This window comes from Pseudomonas sp. (assembly GCF_050739775.1).
Lineage (GTDB): Bacteria > Pseudomonadota > Gammaproteobacteria > Pseudomonadales > Pseudomonadaceae > Aquipseudomonas.
Map to the genome: position 1 here is coordinate 48,635 of NZ_JBOICA010000014.1, position 18,019 is coordinate 66,653.

18 protein-coding genes and 1 tRNA gene are annotated in these 18,019 nt (G+C 60.2%); 15 read left to right on the forward strand and 4 right to left on the reverse strand.

Annotated features, from left to right (window positions below):
- Positions 1–65: 65 nt before the first annotated feature.
- The 12 genes from ruvA to ACRESH_RS09535 all read left to right on the forward strand — a co-directional run bounded on the left by ruvA (position 66) and on the right by ACRESH_RS09535 (position 8,852).
- Entirely contained in the window at positions 66–674 is a 609-nt protein-coding gene (gene ruvA / locus ACRESH_RS09480; protein WP_431741743.1) for a Holliday junction branch migration protein RuvA, read from the forward strand.
- Positions 675–1,730, forward strand: a complete 1,056-nt coding sequence (gene ruvB / locus ACRESH_RS09485; RefSeq protein WP_431741744.1) for a Holliday junction branch migration DNA helicase RuvB — start codon at positions 675–677, stop codon at positions 1,728–1,730.
- Positions 1,731–1,855: 125 nt separating this feature from the next.
- Positions 1,856–2,311 (forward strand): tol-pal system-associated acyl-CoA thioesterase, encoded by a 456-nt coding sequence (ybgC, locus tag ACRESH_RS09490; protein WP_431741745.1) that lies wholly within the window; start codon positions 1,856–1,858, stop codon positions 2,309–2,311.
- Positions 2,312–2,313: 2 nt separating this feature from the next.
- Positions 2,314–3,009: a protein TolQ gene (gene tolQ / locus ACRESH_RS09495; RefSeq protein ID WP_431741746.1), complete on the forward strand. Its 696-nt coding sequence runs from the start codon at positions 2,314–2,316 to the stop codon at positions 3,007–3,009.
- A 14-nt stretch (positions 3,010–3,023) separates the two neighbouring features.
- On the forward strand, positions 3,024–3,476 hold the full coding sequence (gene tolR / locus ACRESH_RS09500) for a protein TolR (RefSeq protein ID WP_028943072.1): 453 nt from the start codon (positions 3,024–3,026) through the stop codon (positions 3,474–3,476).
- On the forward strand, positions 3,476–4,552 hold the full coding sequence (gene tolA, locus ACRESH_RS09505) for a cell envelope integrity protein TolA (RefSeq protein ID WP_400173291.1): 1,077 nt from the start codon (positions 3,476–3,478) through the stop codon (positions 4,550–4,552). Before tolR ends, tolA begins: the two co-directional genes overlap by 1 nt.
- A gap of 47 nt (positions 4,553–4,599) precedes the next feature.
- On the forward strand, positions 4,600–5,850 hold the full coding sequence (tolB, locus tag ACRESH_RS09510; protein ID WP_431741797.1) for a Tol-Pal system beta propeller repeat protein TolB: 1,251 nt from the start codon (positions 4,600–4,602) through the stop codon (positions 5,848–5,850).
- Between the two features lie 52 nt (positions 5,851–5,902).
- Positions 5,903–6,400 carry a peptidoglycan-associated lipoprotein Pal gene (gene pal / locus ACRESH_RS09515; RefSeq protein ID WP_028943075.1) on the forward strand — a complete coding sequence of 166 codons (498 nt, stop codon included), beginning with the start codon at positions 5,903–5,905 and terminating at the stop codon, positions 6,398–6,400.
- A gap of 6 nt (positions 6,401–6,406) precedes the next feature.
- Complete coding sequence (ybgF, locus tag ACRESH_RS09520; RefSeq protein ID WP_431741747.1) at positions 6,407–7,219, forward strand: tol-pal system protein YbgF; 813 nt, start codon at positions 6,407–6,409, stop codon at positions 7,217–7,219.
- 159 nt (positions 7,220–7,378) lie between these two features.
- The gene (queE, locus tag ACRESH_RS09525) at positions 7,379–8,026 is read left to right on the forward strand and encodes a 7-carboxy-7-deazaguanine synthase QueE (RefSeq protein ID WP_431741748.1); all 648 of its coding nucleotides are present in this window, start codon (positions 7,379–7,381) and stop codon (positions 8,024–8,026) included.
- Between the two features lie 14 nt (positions 8,027–8,040).
- Positions 8,041–8,715, forward strand: coding sequence for a 7-cyano-7-deazaguanine synthase QueC (queC, locus tag ACRESH_RS09530; RefSeq protein ID WP_431741749.1), 675 nt, complete (start codon positions 8,041–8,043; stop codon positions 8,713–8,715).
- A 61-nt stretch (positions 8,716–8,776) separates the two neighbouring features.
- Positions 8,777–8,852, forward strand: a tRNA-Lys gene (locus ACRESH_RS09535).
- A 120-nt stretch (positions 8,853–8,972) separates the two neighbouring features.
- On the opposite strand, the gene ACRESH_RS09540 is transcribed toward ACRESH_RS09535, so the two are convergent.
- Complete coding sequence (locus tag ACRESH_RS09540; RefSeq protein ID WP_431741750.1) at positions 8,973–11,186, reverse strand: TonB-dependent receptor; 2,214 nt, start codon at positions 11,184–11,186, stop codon at positions 8,973–8,975.
- Positions 11,187–11,390: 204 nt separating this feature from the next.
- Between ACRESH_RS09540 and ACRESH_RS09545 the strand changes: the two genes are divergently transcribed.
- Positions 11,391–12,074 (forward strand): peptidoglycan DD-metalloendopeptidase family protein, encoded by a 684-nt coding sequence (locus tag ACRESH_RS09545; protein ID WP_431741751.1) that lies wholly within the window; start codon positions 11,391–11,393, stop codon positions 12,072–12,074.
- 56 nt (positions 12,075–12,130) lie between these two features.
- On the opposite strand, the gene ACRESH_RS09550 is transcribed toward ACRESH_RS09545, so the two are convergent.
- The 3 genes from ACRESH_RS09550 to ACRESH_RS09560 are packed head-to-tail and all read right to left on the reverse strand — an operon-like array spanning position 12,131 to position 15,937.
- Positions 12,131–13,444: an NAD(P)/FAD-dependent oxidoreductase gene (locus tag ACRESH_RS09550; protein ID WP_431741752.1), complete on the reverse strand. Its 1,314-nt coding sequence runs from the start codon at positions 13,442–13,444 to the stop codon at positions 12,131–12,133.
- Complete coding sequence (locus tag ACRESH_RS09555) at positions 13,441–14,529, reverse strand: polyamine ABC transporter substrate-binding protein (RefSeq protein ID WP_431741753.1); 1,089 nt, start codon at positions 14,527–14,529, stop codon at positions 13,441–13,443. The genes ACRESH_RS09550 and ACRESH_RS09555 overlap by 4 nt, the downstream gene beginning before the upstream one ends.
- Positions 14,530–14,578: 49 nt before the next feature.
- Positions 14,579–15,937: a glutamine synthetase family protein gene (locus tag ACRESH_RS09560; RefSeq protein WP_431741754.1), complete on the reverse strand. Its 1,359-nt coding sequence runs from the start codon at positions 15,935–15,937 to the stop codon at positions 14,579–14,581.
- Positions 15,938–16,110: 173 nt separating this feature from the next.
- Between ACRESH_RS09560 and ACRESH_RS09565 the strand changes: the two genes are divergently transcribed.
- The gene (locus ACRESH_RS09565; protein WP_431741755.1) at positions 16,111–17,022 is read left to right on the forward strand and encodes a helix-turn-helix domain-containing protein; all 912 of its coding nucleotides are present in this window, start codon (positions 16,111–16,113) and stop codon (positions 17,020–17,022) included.
- 92 nt (positions 17,023–17,114) lie between these two features.
- Complete coding sequence (locus tag ACRESH_RS09570; protein ID WP_431741756.1) at positions 17,115–17,984, forward strand: isocitrate lyase/PEP mutase family protein; 870 nt, start codon at positions 17,115–17,117, stop codon at positions 17,982–17,984.
- Positions 17,985–18,019: the final 35 nt, after the last annotated feature.

The window sequence follows — 18,019 nt, forward strand, 5'->3', positions numbered from 1 at the left end:
GGCCATTGCATTTGCTGTTAGGGTTGACCGGTTGTTTGCCGGCGCCCATGAGGAAGGATCGCAACGTGATTGGACGTTTGCGCGGCACACTGGCTGAAAAGCAGCCGCCGCACCTGATTGTTGATGTCAATGGCCTGGGCTATGAGCTCGAAGTGCCGATGACCACCCTGTACCGCCTGCCCAAGGTCGGTGAGGCAGTAACCTTGCACACCCACCTGGTGGTGCGCGAGGACGCTCATCTGCTGTATGGCTTCCATGAGAAGCGCGAGCGCGAGCTGTTCCGTGAATTGATCAGGCTCAACGGCGTCGGTCCCAAACTGGCCCTGGCCTTGATGTCGGGCCTGGATGTCGATGAACTGGTACGCTGTGTCCAGGCCCAGGACGCCTCGGCGCTGGTCAAGGTGCCGGGTGTCGGCAAGAAGACCGCCGAGCGCCTGATGGTCGAACTCAAGGACCGTTTCAAGGCCTGGGAAACCTCCCCAGCCATGTTCACCCTGGTGGCCAACGGGCCTCTGCCGTTGGCCACTGTCTCCAGTGCCGAAGCCGATGCCGTCAGTGCCCTGATTTCCCTGGGTTACAAGCCCCAGGAAGCCAGCAAGGCCGTGGCCGCCGTCGACGCCAAGGGCCTGAGTAGCGAAGAGCTGATCCGTCGCAGCCTGAAGGGAATGATCTAAGTGATTGAAGCCGATCGACTGATAGCCGCCAGCGGGCGCGACCGAGAAGAGGTTCAGGACCGGGCGATCCGCCCGCTGCGCCTGGCCGAGTACATCGGTCAGCCGGTGGTGCGCGAGCAGATGGCCCTGTTCATTCAGGCGGCCCGCGGGCGCAGCGAGTCCTTGGACCACACCTTGATCTTCGGCCCGCCGGGGCTGGGCAAAACCACCCTGGCCAACATCATTGCGCAGGAAATGGGCGTGTCGATCAAGAGCACCTCGGGGCCTATCCTTGAGCGTCCGGGCGACCTGGCAGCGTTGCTGACCAACCTCGAGCCCCACGATGTGCTGTTCATCGATGAAATCCACCGCCTGTCACCCATCGTCGAAGAAGTGCTGTACCCGGCCATGGAAGACTTCCAGCTTGACATCATGATCGGTGAGGGGCCGGCGGCGCGCTCGATCAAGCTCGACCTGCCACCGTTCACCCTGGTCGGCGCCACCACCCGGGCCGGCATGCTGACCAACCCGTTGCGTGACCGTTTCGGTATCGTCCAGCGCCTGGAGTTCTACAATACCGACGACCTGGCGACCATCGTCAGCCGCTCCGGTGGCATTCTCGGTTTGCCGATCGAAGACGAAGGCGCCTTCGAGATCGCCCGTCGTGCCCGTGGCACGCCGCGGATTGCCAACCGCCTGCTGCGCCGGGTGCGAGATTTTGCCGAAGTGCGTGGCAAGGGCCATATCACCAAGCCGATTGCCGACATGGCGTTGAACCTGCTGGATGTTGACGAACGCGGTTTCGATCACCAGGACCGCCGTTTGCTGCTGACCATGATCGAGAAGTTCGACGGTGGCCCGGTGGGCGTCGATAGCCTGGCAGCGGCCATCAGTGAGGAACGCCACACCATTGAGGACGTGCTCGAGCCCTACCTGATCCAACAGGGCTACATCATGCGCACGCCGCGGGGCAGGGTGGTGACCCGGCACGCCTATCTGCATTTCGGTCTGAACATCCCCGGTCGCCTCGGCGAGTCGGTCAGTGGCGAAGGTTTTTCCACCCAGACCGATGAATGACAGATTTATCTGCTGTTTTCGTGGTCCTATCGCCAGTCATGGAAGGACCACGCTGGCAATACGACATAAATGATGAAAAACAGTTGCCGGGGCGGATTGGCAAGCTGAGGAGTAAGCACTAGAGTATGCGCGCGCAAAATGGGCTTGAGTCGTTCGCACACCGTTGTCGGGTCTACTACGAAGACACTGATGCGGGCGGCGTGGTGTATTACGTCAACTATCTGAAATTCATGGAGCGTGCCCGCACCGAGCGGTTACGCGCACTGGGCTTTGCCCAGTCGGCACTGGCGCAGGACAACCTGCTGTTCGTGGTCCACTCCAGCGAGGCGCGCTATCACGCGCCGGCACGGTTGGACGACGAGTTGCGGGTGACCGCGCAAGTGCTTGAGTTGAATCGGGCCAGCCTGCGTTTCGTACAGCAGGTCTGGCGCGAAAAAGATGCAACGCTGCTCTGCGAGGGGCAGTTCCTGGTGGCCTGTGTGCGCGCCGATACTTTCAAACCCCGGGCCATTCCCCCAGCGCTGCGAGCGGCCTTTGCCGAGGCGGGCGATCCGGGTACTCATTCAAATGCAGGAGATTAAGCGTGGAAGCTAACGTCGTCGACCATACCTCCATGTGGAGCCTGGTCAGCAATGCCAGCATCGTGGTGCAGCTGGTCATGCTGATTCTGGTTGCCGCATCGGTAATGTCATGGATCATGATTTTCCAGCGTAGCACTATGCTGCGCGCCGGTCGTCGAGCCCTGGAAAGCTTCGAAGAGCGCTTCTGGTCGGGTATCGACCTGTCCAAGCTGTACCGTCAGGCAGGCAGCAACCCGGACCCGGATTCGGGTGTAGAGCAGGTCTTCCGCGCCGGCTTCAAGGAATTTTCCCGTCTGCGCCAGCAGCCAGGCGTTGACCCTGATGCGGTGATGGAAGGCGTTGGCCGGGCCATGCGCGTGGCCATCTCCCGTGAGGAAGAAAAGCTCGAACAGAGTCTGCCATTCCTCGCCACCGTCGGTTCGACCAGCCCGTATATCGGCCTGTTCGGTACCGTCTGGGGCATCATGAACTCCTTCCGCGGCCTGGCCTCGGCGCAGCAAGCGACCCTGGCCACCGTGGCCCCGGGTATCGCCGAAGCCCTGATCGCCACCGCGATCGGCCTGTTCGCCGCCATTCCAGCGGTTATTGCCTACAACCGTTTCGCTGCCCGCAGTGAAGTCTTGATCGGTCGTTACTACACGTTCGCCGACGAGTTCCAGGCCATCCTGCACCGTAAAGTGCACACCAGCGAAGAGTGATCAGGTAAAAGCCCATGGCCCGAGTTCGCCACAAACGCAAGCCGGTCGCCGAGATGAACGTGGTGCCCTACATCGACGTGATGTTGGTACTGCTGGTCATTTTCATGGTGACCGCACCGATGCTCAACCAGGGCGTGAAGGTCGACCTGCCCAAGGTTTCCAGCGAAGCCTTGCCGCAGGACAACAACGTCCAGGTCCTGACCATTTCGATCAAGGCTGACAAGACCTACTTCTGGAACCTTGGCAGCGAAGTCGACACCGAAAAGCAGATGGACAAGGCGATGACCTTGCCGCAAATGACCGACGCCGTGACCAAGATCATCGCCGCCGGACGTGACCAGGGCAAACAGACTCAGGTCTTCATCCGTGGCGACAAGTCCGTCGACTACGGCGCGGTCATGGGTGCCATGGGCGGGTTGCAGAAGGCAGGTGTCGGTAACGTTGGCCTGATTACCGAGGCGCCCTGATGCAACAGCGAGAGCCATCCGCCTCGGAAAGCTATTTCTGGCCCAGTGTCTGGGCCATTGCACTGCACGTTCTGGTGTTCGGCATGCTGTTCGTCAGTTTTGCCATGACCCCGGAACTGCCGCCGGCCAAGCCTATTGTCCAGGCAACCCTGTACCAGCTGAAATCGAAAAGTCAGGCCACCACCCAGACCAATCAGAAGATTGCGGGTGAAGCGAAGAAAACCGCTTCGCGTCAGACCGAAGAAGAACAGATGGAACAGAAGAAGGTCGAGCAGCAGGCAGTAAAAGCTGCGGAACAAAAGAAGGAAGAAGCTGCTCAAAAGGCCGAAGAAGCGCGCGCCGAAGCCGAGGCGAAGAAGTCCGAGGAAGCCAAGAAGGCTGACGAAGCCAAGAAAACCGCCGAAGCCAAGAAAGCCGAAGAGGCCAAGAAGGCCGCCGAAAAGCAACAGGCTGATATCGCCAAGAAAAAGGCCGAAGAGGAAGCCAAGAAAAAGGCTGACGAAGAGGCCAAGAAGCAGGCGGCTGAAGAGGCCAAGAAAAAAGCAGCCGAGGACGCCAAGAAGAAGGCGGCCGAGGATGCCAAGAAGAAAGCAGTGGCCGAAGAAGCGAAGAAAAAGGCCGCTGAAGACGCGAAGAAGAAAGCTGCAGCTGATGCGGCCAAGAAGAAGGCACAGGATGCAGCCCGCAAGGCGGCGGAAGACAAGAAAGCCCAGGCCCTGGCCGAGCTTCTGTCCGATACCACCGAACGGCAACAGGCATTGGCTGACGAGCAGGGCGACCAGGTAGCCGGCGACTTCGACGACCTGATCCGAGCGCGTGCGGCCGAGGGCTGGGCACGTCCGCCTTCTGCGCGCAAGAACATGACGGTGGTTCTGCAGATCGGCATGCTGCCTGATGGCACCATTACTTCAGTGAGCGTAGCCCGCTCCAGTGGTGATGGTCCGTTTGACAGCTCGGCAGTTGCCGCGGTCAAGAACATTGGTCGTTTAACCGAGATGCAGGGCTTGAAACCGAGCGAATTCAATCCCTATCGTTCATTCAAGATGACATTCACACCTGAGGATCTAGCCTTGTGATTAAACTTCTTCGAGGACTGCTGGTCGTTCTCTGCTGCGCAGCGGGAATGGCCGTGGCAGAAGAAAAGAACATTCTGGTCACCAGCGGCAGTGATCGTGCCACGCCTATCGCGGTCGTGCCTTTCGCTCTGCAGGGCGGTAGCGTGCTGCCCGAAGACATGGCGGACATCATTGGTAATGACCTGCGCAACTCCGGTTATTACTCGCCGATTCCACGGCAGAACATGATCGGTCAGCCAAGCCAGGCCAGCGAAGTGATCTTCCGTGACTGGAAAGCCCTGGGCGCCCAGTACGTCATGGTCGGAAGCATCGTGCCAGCCGGCGGTCGCCTGCAGGTGCAGTACGCCCTGTTCAACGTCGCCACCGAGCAGCAAGTGCTGACCGGCAGCGTCTCGGGCGGCGTCGATCAGCTGCGCGACATGTCGCACTACATTGCCGATCAGTCGTTCGAGAAGCTCACCGGCATCAAGGGCGCGTTCTCCACCCGCATGCTGTACGTGACGGCTGAGCGCTTCTCCGCCAACAACACCCGCTACACCCTGCAACGTTCGGACTACGACGGTGCCCGTGCAGTGACCCTGCTGCAATCGCGTGAGCCGATCCTGTCGCCACGTTTTGCACCTGATGGCAAGCGTATTGCCTATGTGTCGTTCGAGCAGAAGCGTCCACGCATCTTCGTCCAGCATATCGACACTGGTCGTCGTGAGCAGATCACCAACTTCGAAGGCCTCAACGGTGCACCGGCCTGGTCACCGGACGGTTCGCGCCTGGCATTCGTGCTGTCCAAGGACGGCAACCCGGACATCTACGTGATGAACATGGGCTCGCGTCAGCTGTCGCGCGTTACTGCAGGTCCAGGTATCAACACCGAACCGTTCTGGGGTAAAGATGGCTCGACCATCTATTTCACTTCCGACCGTGGCGGCAAACCACAGATCTATAAAACCAGTGTTTCTGGTGGTGGCGCCGAACGTGTAACTTTTGTCGGTAACTACAACGCCAACCCTAAACTTTCGGCGGATGAAAAGACTCTGGTGATGATTCATCGTCAACAAGGGTTCACCAACTTCAAGGTGGCTGCACAAGATTTGCAACGCGGCAGTGTAAAGATTCTCTCAGAAACAAGTCTTGATGAGTCTCCTACTGTTGCGCCCAACGGCACCATGCTAATCTACGCCACCCGCCAGCAGGGCCGGGGAGTCTTGATGCTCGTCTCTCTCAACGGACGCGTGAGGCTCCCGCTTCCTACCGCTCAAGGCGAAGTCAGAGAACCGTCCTGGTCCCCTTACCTGAACTGACGCGGCGCTTTACGTTGTACTTAACACATTGGGGTTCATTAGGAGTTTCACGATGGAAATGCTGAAGTTTGGTAAGTTTGCTGCGCTGGCTCTGGCCATGGCCGTAGCTGTAGGTTGCTCTTCGAAAGGCGGCGACGACGCTGGTCAAGGCGCTGTTGATCCTAACGCTGGCTACGGTGCCAACACTGGCGCTGTTGACGGCAGCCTGAGCGAAGAAGCAGCTCTGCGCGCAATCACCACCTTCTACTTCGAATACGACAGCTCGGACCTGAAGCCAGAAGCCATGCGCGCTCTGGACGTTCATGCCAAGGATCTGAAAGGCAACGGCGCTCGCGTCGTGCTGGAAGGTAACACCGACGAGCGTGGTACTCGCGAATACAACATGGCTCTGGGCGAGCGTCGTGCGAAAGCCGTTCAGCGCTACCTGGTACTGCAAGGCGTTTCTCCTGCCCAACTGGAACTGGTTTCCTACGGCGAAGAGCGTCCAGTTGCCACCGGCAACGACGAGCAGTCCTGGGCTCAGAACCGTCGCGTCGAACTGCGTAAGTAATTCGATATGCGAATGTGCCGTCGTGCTGTAACCGTCCTGGCGCTCAGCCTGCCACTCGTGGCTTGGGCTGAGGTTCCTGTTGTTGATGACAACGCTGGCTATAGCGGCGCAAGCAGCTATCCGCCATCGGGTTATGGTACGAACGGCGCCTACGCCGGGGGAGGGGTTACGGCCCCTGCCTCGGCGCAGGGTCAGCTGTTCATGCAACTGCAGCAGATGCAGGATCAGCTGTCGCGTCAACAAGGCATCATCGAAGAGCTGCAAAACGATGTTGCGCGCATGAAACAGGAAAGCCTGGAACGTTATCAGGACCTGGATCGGCGTATCGGAACCGGTGCTCCTGCCGAGGCTCCACAGAATTCTCCCGCAGGTGGCGAAGCCACCGGCGCCGCTGCAGGTGCCGCCGCCGCGCAACAACCTGCAGCCAGTAGCGAACCTGGCGATCCGGCCAAAGAGAAGCTCTACTACGACGCTGCTTTTGACCTGATCAAAGCCAAGGATTTCGACAAGGCCAGCCAGGCGTTCAACGCCTTCCTGCGCAAGTACCCCAACAGTCAGTACGCGGGCAACGCCCAGTACTGGCTGGGTGAAGTGAACCTGGCCAAGGGCGACCTGCAAGCGGCAGGGCAAGCCTTTGCCAAGGTCAGCCAGCTGTATCCCAAGCACAACAAGGTGCCGGATTCGCTGTACAAGCTGGCCGACGTAGAACGCCGCCTGGGTCACACTGACCGGGTCAAAGGTATTCTTCAGCAAGTCATTACCCAGTACCCGGGTACTTCGGCTGCACAACTGGCCCAGCGCGACCTGCAGAAACTCTAAGTCAGCCGTTTCAAAAGAAACCCGCGCGAATCGCGGGTTTTTTCGTTAGAATCTCTACCCTTTTATTGATATACGCTGCTGTGAACTACGCGATGACGGGTTCTCAGCAGTGCCTGACGGAGGCGGACAGCCTGTTTAGCTGTTACGCCCGTGGCGACTATGCAAGACACATTACGAATTACCGAAGTTTTTTACTCTTTGCAGGGTGAAACGCGTACCGCTGGCCTGCCCACGGTATTTGTCCGTCTCACCGGCTGCCCGCTGCGCTGCCAGTATTGCGACAGCGAATACGCCTTCAGCGGCGGCAGCATTCGTACCCTCGATTCGATCCTCGAGCAGGTTGCAGGCTTCAGGCCGCGCTATGTCTGCGTCACCGGTGGTGAGCCGTTGGCCCAGCCCAATGCCATTGCTCTGCTCAAGCAGCTCTGTGATGCAGGCTATGACGTTTCGCTCGAAACCAGTGGGGCGTTGGATATTTCCAAGGTGGACACTCGTGTCAGCCGGGTCGTGGACCTGAAAACCCCTGGCTCCGAGGAAGTGCACCGTAACCGTTACGAGAACATCGAGCTGCTGACCCCAAACGATCAGGTCAAGTTCGTCATCTGTTCGCGTGAAGACTACGACTGGGCGGTGTCCAAACTCATTCAGTACGGTCTTGAAAAGCGGGCGGGCGAAGTGCTGTTCTCGCCAAGCCATCATCAGGTGAGCGCCACGGATCTCGCCGACTGGATCGTAGCCGACAATTTGCCGGTTCGTTTTCAGATGCAGTTGCACAAGCTGCTCTGGAACGATGAGCCGGGACGCTGACAGGAGTGAATGCAATGACTGAGAAACGTGCGGTAATCCTGCTTTCCGGTGGCCTCGACTCGGCCACTGTGGTGGCGATGGCCAAGGCTGAAGGTTACAACTGTTACACCATGAGTTTCGACTACGGCCAGCGTCATCGTGCTGAACTGAACGCCGCAGCGCGGGTAGCTCGTGACCTGGGCGTGGTCGAGCACAAGGTTATCGGCCTGAACCTGGACGGCATCGGCGGCTCGGCCCTGACCGACAGCAGCATCGACGTTCCCGAGGCACCGAGTGAGGGTATTCCGGTCACCTACGTGCCGGCGCGCAACACCGTGTTCCTGTCCCTGGCCCTGGGCTGGGCTGAGGTGCTCGGGGCGCGGGATATCTTCATCGGCGTCAACGCCGTGGACTATTCGGGTTATCCGGATTGCCGCCCGGAGTTCATCGAGGCGTTCGAGCGCATGGCCAACCTGGCCACCAAGGCCGGTGTCGAAGGCCAGGGCTTCCGCATCCAGGCGCCGCTGCAGAACCTGAGCAAGGCGCAGATCGTCCAGGCTGGTATCGCCCGTGGGGTCGATTACAGCCTGACGGTTTCCTGCTATCAGGCCGACGATGAAGGCCGCGCGTGTGGCAAATGCGACAGTTGCCGCCTGCGTGCCGACGGCTTTAAAGCGGCGTGTGTCGAAGACCCAACGCGATATTTTTAAATTAATGTGCGATGGGGTATTGATTTCCTGTTAGAAATCAGTACTATACGCGCCATCCAACGGGTCGTTAGCTCAGTTGGTAGAGCAGTTGGCTTTTAACCAATTGGTCGTAGGTTCGAATCCTACACGACCCACCATACGCTGTAAGAAAAAGCCCGCATCCTGCAAAGGTCGCGGGCTTTTTCGTTTCTGCGGTTCTTGCCGCACTGACTCTGTCTCTGGCAGCAGCCCCGTGCGTACAGGGCTGCTGCATCCATTCAGAACGCGTAGGTGGCCGAGAGGATCGCCGAACGCGCATCGCCGTATTCGATGGCCGAAGAGCGAGCACTGGTACCATTTTGCTGGCGCACACGTTCGACGTAGTCCTTGTCGAACAGGTTGTTGACGTTCAACTGCAGGTCGAGGTCGTCGTTGACCCGGTAGGCGACCATGGCGTTGTGCAGCCAGTAGGCATCGAGCTTGGCGCTGGTGCTGGAAGTTACGTTGCGTTCGCTGACGTAACGCGCGCCATAACCGAGGGTCCAGCCGGCAGGCAGTTCGTAGGTGGTCCAGAGGTTGAGCGAGCGCGGCGGGGTGTTACCCAGCGCCTGGCCTTCACGGGCAATACCGGCTGCGGTGTTGGCGGCCTTGAGCGTTTCACTGTCGAGGAAGGTGTAGTTGGCAAACACATCCCACTGCTCGGTGATGTGCCCGGTCACGCCCACTTCCACACCTTGCACGCGTTGCTTGCCGGCCAGTTGCGTCGAACCGTCGGCCATGGTTTCACGAGCGTTGGTCTTCTCTACGCGAAACAGCGCAGCGTCCAGCTCCAGGCGCTTGTCCAGCAGCTCCCATTTGGTGCCCAGTTCCCAGGTTTCGTTTTTCTCCGGGGCGAGGTTTTCGGTCGCGGCACTCAGGCCACCACCGCTGGAGGCCAGGCTTTCGGCCGAAGGGTTGAAGGAGTTGCCCCAGGCCAGGTAGATGCGTCCGTTCTCGGTCGGCTTGTAGACCAGGCCGGCACGACCGCTGAGCTCCTCGTCGGTGGAGTCGAGGTCGGAGGTTTTCACGTGAGCGGCAGAGTAGCCCTGGGCTTGGCCTTTGAACTTGTCATAGCGCAGCCCCAGGTTCAGGTCCCATTGCTCGTGCAGGGCAATGGTGTCGAACACATAGAGCGCCTGGTTGGTCAGCTCGGTTTCGGTGTAGCCGCTGGTGGTCTTGTTGGCCGGCCCCGACCAATGACCGGGCGGGTTGCTCAGGTCGTAACCGTTGGCCGGGTAGAGGGCATTGCTCAGGCCGTAACCGTAGGTTTTCAGGTCCAGGGTTTCTCGCGAAACCTCCATGCCAGTGACCAGGTCGTGGCGCATGCCCAGCACATTGAAGTTGCTGATCAGGTTGGTCTGGTTGATCCACATTTCTGTGGTAGCGTCGCGGCCATAGCCTTGCGGACCGGCAGGGCGGTAACGGCCCGCCGGGACACCCGCGGTGTTGACTTGGGAAGCGGACACTGTGGTGTCGCGAGCGATGTGGCTGAAGCGCGTGAGGTTCTGCAGGCGCAGGTTGTCGTTGAAGTCATGCTCGAAGTTGGCGGTGAAGGCGCTTTGCTCGATTTCCTCTTTGTCGAGGTTCTTCCAGCCGAAATAGTCTTCACGACCGACGCCGCCCAGGCGCTTGCCATCCAGGGCCGGTACGCCGTAGTCGGGCAAGTTGTCATCGACCTGGTGGAACGCACTGAGGGTCAGGCGCGTGGACTCGCTCAGGCCCAGGCGCAGGGTAGGTGCGATGCCCCAGCGTTCGCGCTCGATTTGTTCACGTCCGGCCACGTCATTCTGGTGGCCCATGAGGTTGATGCGCAACGCGCTGTTGTCACCCACGCCTTCCAGCGGCTGGTTGCTGTCCAGGGTCATGCGGTAGTAGTTGTCGGTCCCGACACTGCCACCCAGGCGGGTAAAGGCCCGGTCCTGGGGCTGCTTGCTGATGATGTTGATGCTGCCGCCGGTAGTGCCGGCACCGCCGAACACCGAATTCGGCCCCTTGATGACTTCGACCTGCTCGACGTTGAAGGTATCGGTGCGGTTGGTCTGGGCGCTGTCGCGCAAGCCGTCGATCTGGATGTTGCTGTTGGCCGAGAAGCCGCGGATGTTGATGCTGTCGCCCGAGCCACCACCGCCTTCGCCGGCGTTGAAGGTGATGCCGGAGACGTTGGACAACACCTGGCGCAGGCTCAGTGCCTGCTGCTCCTGGATCACCTGTGCAGGTACCACGGTTATGGTCTGCGGTGTATCGAGCAGCGGCGTGGCGATTTTGCTGGAGGCCGAGCGTTCGGTTTTATAGGGGCTGCCGGGCTCGGCGTCGACGTTGATGTTGTCCAGTTGCAGAGGCTTTTGCCGGGACTGTTCGGCGAGCGCATAGCTGCTCGTGGCAGCAACGGCCAGACTGAGTGCTGAAGCCATGAAGGGGCGGGATGAGCGAGTGAGGGCGAGCGAGCTTGTCATGTTGAGGGAGGCCTGGTGAGATCAAGATGCATTTATTATTGAGACTCATTAACAATCATATCCATTCTTGCACACAGGTGAGAATCATTACCAGTAGCAGTGATTGTAAGTAAATATTTCCAATCTCGATTGCTTTCACTGGCCACCACGGACTGATTTATAGTGGCCGCCTCGTCAATGGTGTCTGCGGGTAAAGGAAGTGGTGTGTTTTTCAGGATTGTTCTGATCGCCTGTGTGCTGGCGATATCTGCATGTAGTTCCCACTCCCCGGACCCTGGTGCCTCTGCCAGCAAAGTCGTGAGTGGGGTGTACCAGGTCAAGCGTGGCGACACGCTGTACTCGATCGCCGCACGCCATGGCTGGAGCTTCAAGGAGCTGGCGCGCCTCAACCGGATCAATCCGCCCTACGCGGTGAATGTCGGCCAGACCATCCGCTTTGGTGGTGGCAAGGCGCCGAGCCGAACCATCAGCACGAGCGCCAGCAAGAGTAAGCCCGCAGCCGTCACCAAGGTGAACTTGCGCGGCTGGGACTGGCCGGTGAAAGGCACGGTGATCCGCCGCTTCTCAGCCGCCGACAAACTCAACAAGGGCATCCGCATTGCCGCCACCGAGGGCCAGCCGGTCTATGCCAGCCTGGGCGGCAAAGTGGCCTTCGCGGTGAATATCCGCGGCTATGGCAACCTGATCATTCTCCAGCACGGCACCTCTCACGCCAGTGTCTACGGTCACAACAGCAAATTGCTGGTCAAGGAAGGGCAGACGGTCAGCAAGGGCCAGAAGATTGCCGAGGCAGGTTCTCTGGATGCTGAGCGTGTGCAGCTGTACTTCGAGATTCGCCAGAACGGCAAGCCGATCGATCCTTTGAGCGTGTTGCCGGCAGCCGGTTGAAGTCAGCTGCCGTTCACCTGCTTTGGCTGCAGCACGGGTCATGGGGGTGGGTGCAGTCAGCCCAGCACCTCACGCAGCCGATACCACATCATCCCCAACGCCAGCAGCGGCGAGCGCAGGGCCTTGCCCCCCGGAAAGGTCATGTGTGGTACCGCGCTGAACACATCCATGCCCTGGCTGTGGCCGACATCAATCGCCTCGGCCAGCAGGCGCGCGGTCCAGTGGGTGACGTTCAGGCCATGGCCGGAATAGCCCTGGGCGTAGTACACATTGGGGTGCTGAGACAAGCGGCCAACCTGGGGGAAACGGTTGGCAGTGATGCCGATCTTGCCGCCCCATTGGAACTCGACGCGCGTGTCGGCCAGTTGCGGGAAAACCTTGAGCATCTTCGGTCGCATGTACGCGGCAATGTCCAGCGGGTCGCGCCCGGAGTAGTGACAGGCGCCGCCGAACAGCAGGCGCCGGTCCGCCGTGAGCCGGTAGTAATCCAGGCCGACTTTCTGGTCGCACAGCGCCAGGTTCTGTGGGATCAGTTCATTGGCCAGCGCCGCTGACAGCGGTTCGGTGGCGATGATGTAACTGCCGGCGGGAAGTACCTTGCCGCTCAGGCGCGGCTCGAGTTCGTCCAGGTGGGCGTTGCAAGCCAGCACCAGGCTGCCAGCACGCACACTGCCCTGGGCACAGCGCACCTGCACGGTAGCGCCGTGGTTGATCTCCAGCACCGGGCTGTGTTCAAAGATCCGCACCCCCAGGGTGGCTGCCACACGCGCTTCGCCCAGCACCAGATTGAGCGGGTGCAGGTGGCCCGAGCCGCGGTCGATCAAGCCGCCGGCGTAAACCGCGGAGGCGACCACTTCGTGCATCTGCTCAGGGCCGACCAGTTGCGTTTCATGGCCATAGTCCAAGGCTGCCAGGCTGTCCTGCTCGGCGCGAAAAGCGGCGAACTGGGCCGGGGTATTGGCCAGTTCGCAGAAGCCCCAGCGCAGGTCGCAGTCGATGCCATGTGCCTGTATGCGCTTGGCGACCACCTCAACCGACTCTATGCCGGCTCGCTGCAGGTACTTCACCCCGTCCTGGCCAACATACCGGGCAAAACCCTCGACCTCATGGCCGATGCCGCGGATCAGTTGGCCGCCGTTGCGGCCGCTGGCACCCCAGCCGATGCGCCGGGCCTCCAGCAGAATCACCGACAGCCCGCGCTGGGCCAGTTCGATGGCGGTGTTGACGCCGGTAAAGCCGCCGCCGATCACGCACACATCGGCGCTCAGCTCAGCATTCAGTGATAGGTGTTCAGGCATCGGACCGACCGATGCCCGGTAGTAGGAGCTGGCATGTTGCGCAGCAGGATTCATCGTGGCTTGCTGGTTCATTTGTTCGACTTCACTTTGCTCCAGGAGCGGGTCATCAGGCGCATGATCGCCGGGGTCGGAGTGCTGGAGACGTACAGCTTGTCCAGCACCTCTTGCGGCGGATACACCTCGGGGTTGTTGACCAGTTCAGCATCCATGTACTGCTTGGCCGCCGGGTTGGCGTTGGCATAACCGACTACGGTGCTGACCTTGGCGATCACTTGCGGGTCGAGCAGGTAGTTGACGAAGGCGTAGGCCTCTTTCGGATTGCTGGCGTCTGAGGGGATGGCCAGCAGGTCAAACCACAGGTTGCTGCCTTCCTTGGGAATGGCATAGGCCACCTTGACGCCGTTGTTGGCTTCCTTGGCGCGGTTGGCAGCCTGGAACACGTCGCCCGAGTAGCCGAAGGCCACGCAGATCTCACCGTTGGCCAGGTCCGAGACGTACTTGGAGGAGTGGAAGTAGGTGATGTAGGGGCGCAGGGTCAGCAGCTTGGCTTCGGCCTTCTTGTAGTCTTCAGGGTTGCTGCTGCGTGGGTTCATGCCCATGTAATTGAGGATCGCCGGGAACAGTTCGTCGGCCGAGTCCATGAATGACACGCCGCACTGGCTGAGCTTCTTCAGGTTTTCCGGTTCGAACATCACCGCCCAGGAGTCGATGTGATCGACCCCCAGCACCTGTTTTACCTTGTCGACGTTGTAGCCGATGCCGTTGGTGCCCCACAGGTAAGGCACCGAATGCTGGTTACCGGCGTCATTGTTTTGCAGGGCCTTGAGCAGCACCGGGTCAAGGTTCTTCCAGTTCGGCAATTGCTCGCGGTCGAGCTTGAGGAACGCGCCGGCTTCGACCTGACGCGCCAGAAAGTGGTTGGAAGGCACGACCACGTCGTAGCCGGTGCGACCGGCCAGCAACTTGCCCTCCAGGGTTTCGTTGGAGTCGAACACGTCATAGATGACCTTGATACCGGTACTGCCCTGGAAATCCGCCAGGGTGGTTTCACCGATATAGTCGGTCCAGTTGTACACGCTGACACTGGGCTGGGCCTGGGCTGCGGCGCTGACCAGCAGCGCCAGGGTCGCACTTGCAACTGTTTTCAATGAACGCATATCGACACCTCTTGGAATTGTTTTATCGATGTTTGTTACGCGGTAGGGCTCAGACGCTGAACAGCAAGAACTCCCGCTCCCAGGAACTGATCACGCGCTTGAAGTTTTCGTGTTCGGCACGCTTGACCGCCACATAGCCACGAACAAACTTGCTGCCCAAGTGCTGCTCGACGCTCGGGCAATCTTCCATGTGTGCCAAGGCGTCTTCGATGGTGATCGGCAGGCGCAGGTTGCGCCGCTCATAAGCGCGGCCCTGGACCGGGGCGCTGGGATTGATCTTCTCGACCATGCCCAGGTAGCCGCACAGCAGGCTCGCAGCAATCGCCAGGTAAGGGTTGGCGTCAGCGCCCGGCAGGCGGTTTTCCACGCGCATGGCCTCTGGGCTGGAGGTTGGCACGCGCAAGCCTACGGTACGGTTTTCTTCACCCCACTCGACGTTCACCGGTGCCGAGGTATCGGGCAGGAAACGGCGGAACGAGTTGACGTTAGGGGCGAACATCGGCAACACCTTGGGGATGTACTTCTGCAGGCCGCCGATGTGCTGCAGGAACAGCTCGCTCATCTGCCCCTCTTCATTGACAAAGATCGGCTTGCCGGTGGCGATGTCGACCACGCTCTGGTGCAGGTGCATGGCGCTGCCTGGTTCGTCGCCGACAGGCTTGGCCATGAAGGTGGCGGTGACATTGTGCTTGAGGGCCGCCTCACGCATGGTGCGTTTGAATACGGTGATCTGGTCAGCCAGGTCCAGGGCGTCGCCGTGGCGGAAGTTGATCTCCATCTGCGCCGGGCCGTCTTCGTGGATCAGCGTGTCGATGTCCAGGCCCTGGGCTTCGCACCAGTCGTAGACATCTTCGAACAGCGGGTCGAATTCGTTGGCGGCATCAATGGAGAACGATTGCCGACCGCTTTCGGCGCGGCCCGAACGGCCCAGTGGCGCCTGCAGGGGCAGGTCAGGGTCTTCGCAACGCTGGGTCAGGTAGAACTCCATCTCCGGCGCGACGATTGGCCGCCAGCCCTTGTCGGCATACAGCTTGAGGACTTTTTTCAGGACGTTGCGCGGCGACAGTTCAATCGGGTTGCCCTGCTTGTCGAAGGTGTCGTGGATGACGATGGCGGTCGGCTCGATGGCCCACGGCACCACGTAAACGGCGGCTGAATCCGGGCGGCAGATCATGTCGATGTCGGCGGGATCAAGCAGGTCGTAGTAGACGTCGTCGTCGACAAAATCCCCGGTTACCGTTTGCAACAACACACTTTCCGGCAGGCGCATGCCTCGCTCATGCAGGAACTTGTTGGTGGGTGCGATTTTGCCGCGGGCGATACCGGTCAGGTCACTGACCACGCACTCGACTTCGGTAATCTTGTGTTCTTTCAGCCACGCAGACAGCTGATCGAAAGGGGCATTCATAAAGACCTCGTTATTGGTTTTATTCCGCGCCAGGACCAGCTATCAAGGCCGGTATGCCGTCTGGACGACTTCCCCTGCAGCGCGTTGAGGTCTATCTTGGGTGAGCCTTGCACATCCATCTATCCACTTTTCGCAGGATAAAACGCACCAAAAGAGTGCGTAACGAGCAGCTCATGACAGCGGTTAATCCGTTCCAGGTACAAGCTTTCAGCACCGCCGACGTAGGCGAACAAGTGCGTGCCACGCCCAGTTGGACCCAGCATTACCAGCAAATGTCACCCGGGCATTTCGCCGGGCAGATTCGTTGCCTGGACTTGCACGGGGTGGAGGTCTACGAAGAGTTCATGAACACCCGGGTCGAGCAGAATTTCAGCGCACCCGCTGGTGCCCTGGCGTTCTGTTTCGATCGCACCGACAACAGCCTGTACCTGCTCAACGGCGAGAGCCGCAACATCTGGATCACGCCGGAGAACTACCAGGAAGTGGCCGTGGTGTTCGGTCCGGAGTTCGTCCAGCGCCATAGTCTGGACATCACCCGTCTCGAAGGGCTGTTCATGGCCCCGCTCAACTCGATGCAGAACGCACTGTTCGGGCGCTGGTTGAGCAGTACCCTGACGCGCCTGGGGCAGGAGATCGACCCGCCGAGCCGTGAAGCCTTGGCCGAGCAGTTGTTCGAAGATTGCCTGTTTATCCTCGACAACGCCTGCGTGTGCCTGGATCGCGGTGCCCTGTGGCGGCGCGCCGAAGAGCGTACAATCATGCGCAGGGTCGGCGAGTGGGCCGCCGATTGCCCCGAGGACACCCTCAATTTGCTGGAGTTGGCGCAGGTCGCCGGCGTGTCTTTGCGCCAGCTGCAACAGGCGTTCAAGGCCTTCACCGGCATGACCCCGGCGCACTGGCTGCGCTTGCGTCGCCTGAACAGCGCACGCCGTGAGCTGCTTGGCAGCCGGGCGGGGGGCAGTACGGTGGCGGAAGTGGCCATGCATTGGTCGTTCTGGCACCTGGGGCGGTTTTCCAACAGCTACCAGCAACTGTTCAAGGAGTTGCCCAGCGAAACCCTCAAACGCGCCCAGCAGCGCACTTGAACTGGCAAAAGCCGGGTATCTGACCCTGTCGGCCATAGGGCCTGCAGTGGTATGTTCTGTCCAATAAATGAAGTCGATAGATTGGAAAGACCATGCCAAGAGCCTCCCACCAAGACCTGCGTCGCGCGTTTCGTCAACTCCTTGCTTCACCTGCCTGTTACCACACGGCTTCCGTGTTTGACCCGATGTCGGCGCGAATCGCCGCAGACCTGGGTTTTGAGGTAGGTATCCTTGGTGGTTCGGTCGCTTCCCTGCAGGTGCTGGCCGCACCTGATTTTGCCCTGATCACCCTCAGCGAGTTTGCCGAGCAGGCCACGCGTATTGGCCGAGTGGCCCAGTTACCGGTGATTGCCGACGCCGACCACGGCTATGGCAACGCCTTGAACGTAATGCGTACGGTAACCGAGCTGGAACGTGCCGGTATCGCCGCGCTGACCATTGAGGACACCCTGCTGCCGGCCCAGTTCGGGCGCAAGTCCACCGACCTGATCAGCATTGCCGAAGGCGTCGGCAAGATCCGTGCGGCCCTGGAGGCACGCGTCGACCCGGAGCTGGCGATCATCGCCCGGACCAACGCTGCGCTGATCCCGGTCGAAGAAGTGATTGCCCGTACCGTGGCCTACCAGAACGCGGGTGCCGATGCCCTGTGCATGGTCGGCATCCGCGATTTCGACCACCTTGAGCAGATTGCCACGCACCTGAGTGTGCCCTTGATGCTGGTGACCTACGGCAACCCGCAGCTGCACGACGATGCGCGCCTGGCGCAACTGGGCGTACGCATTGCCGTGGACGGCCATGGCGCTTACTTTGCCGCTATCAAGGCCACCTACGACTGCCTGCGCGAACAGCGCCGGATCACCAGCAGCGCCTCGGACCTCAGCGCTACCGAACTTACCCATACCTACACGGTACCTGGCGACTACATCGTCTGGGCCCGTGAGTTCATGGACGTCAACGAATAGGCCACAGGCCTTGCTGCAACAACTCTCAACAAATG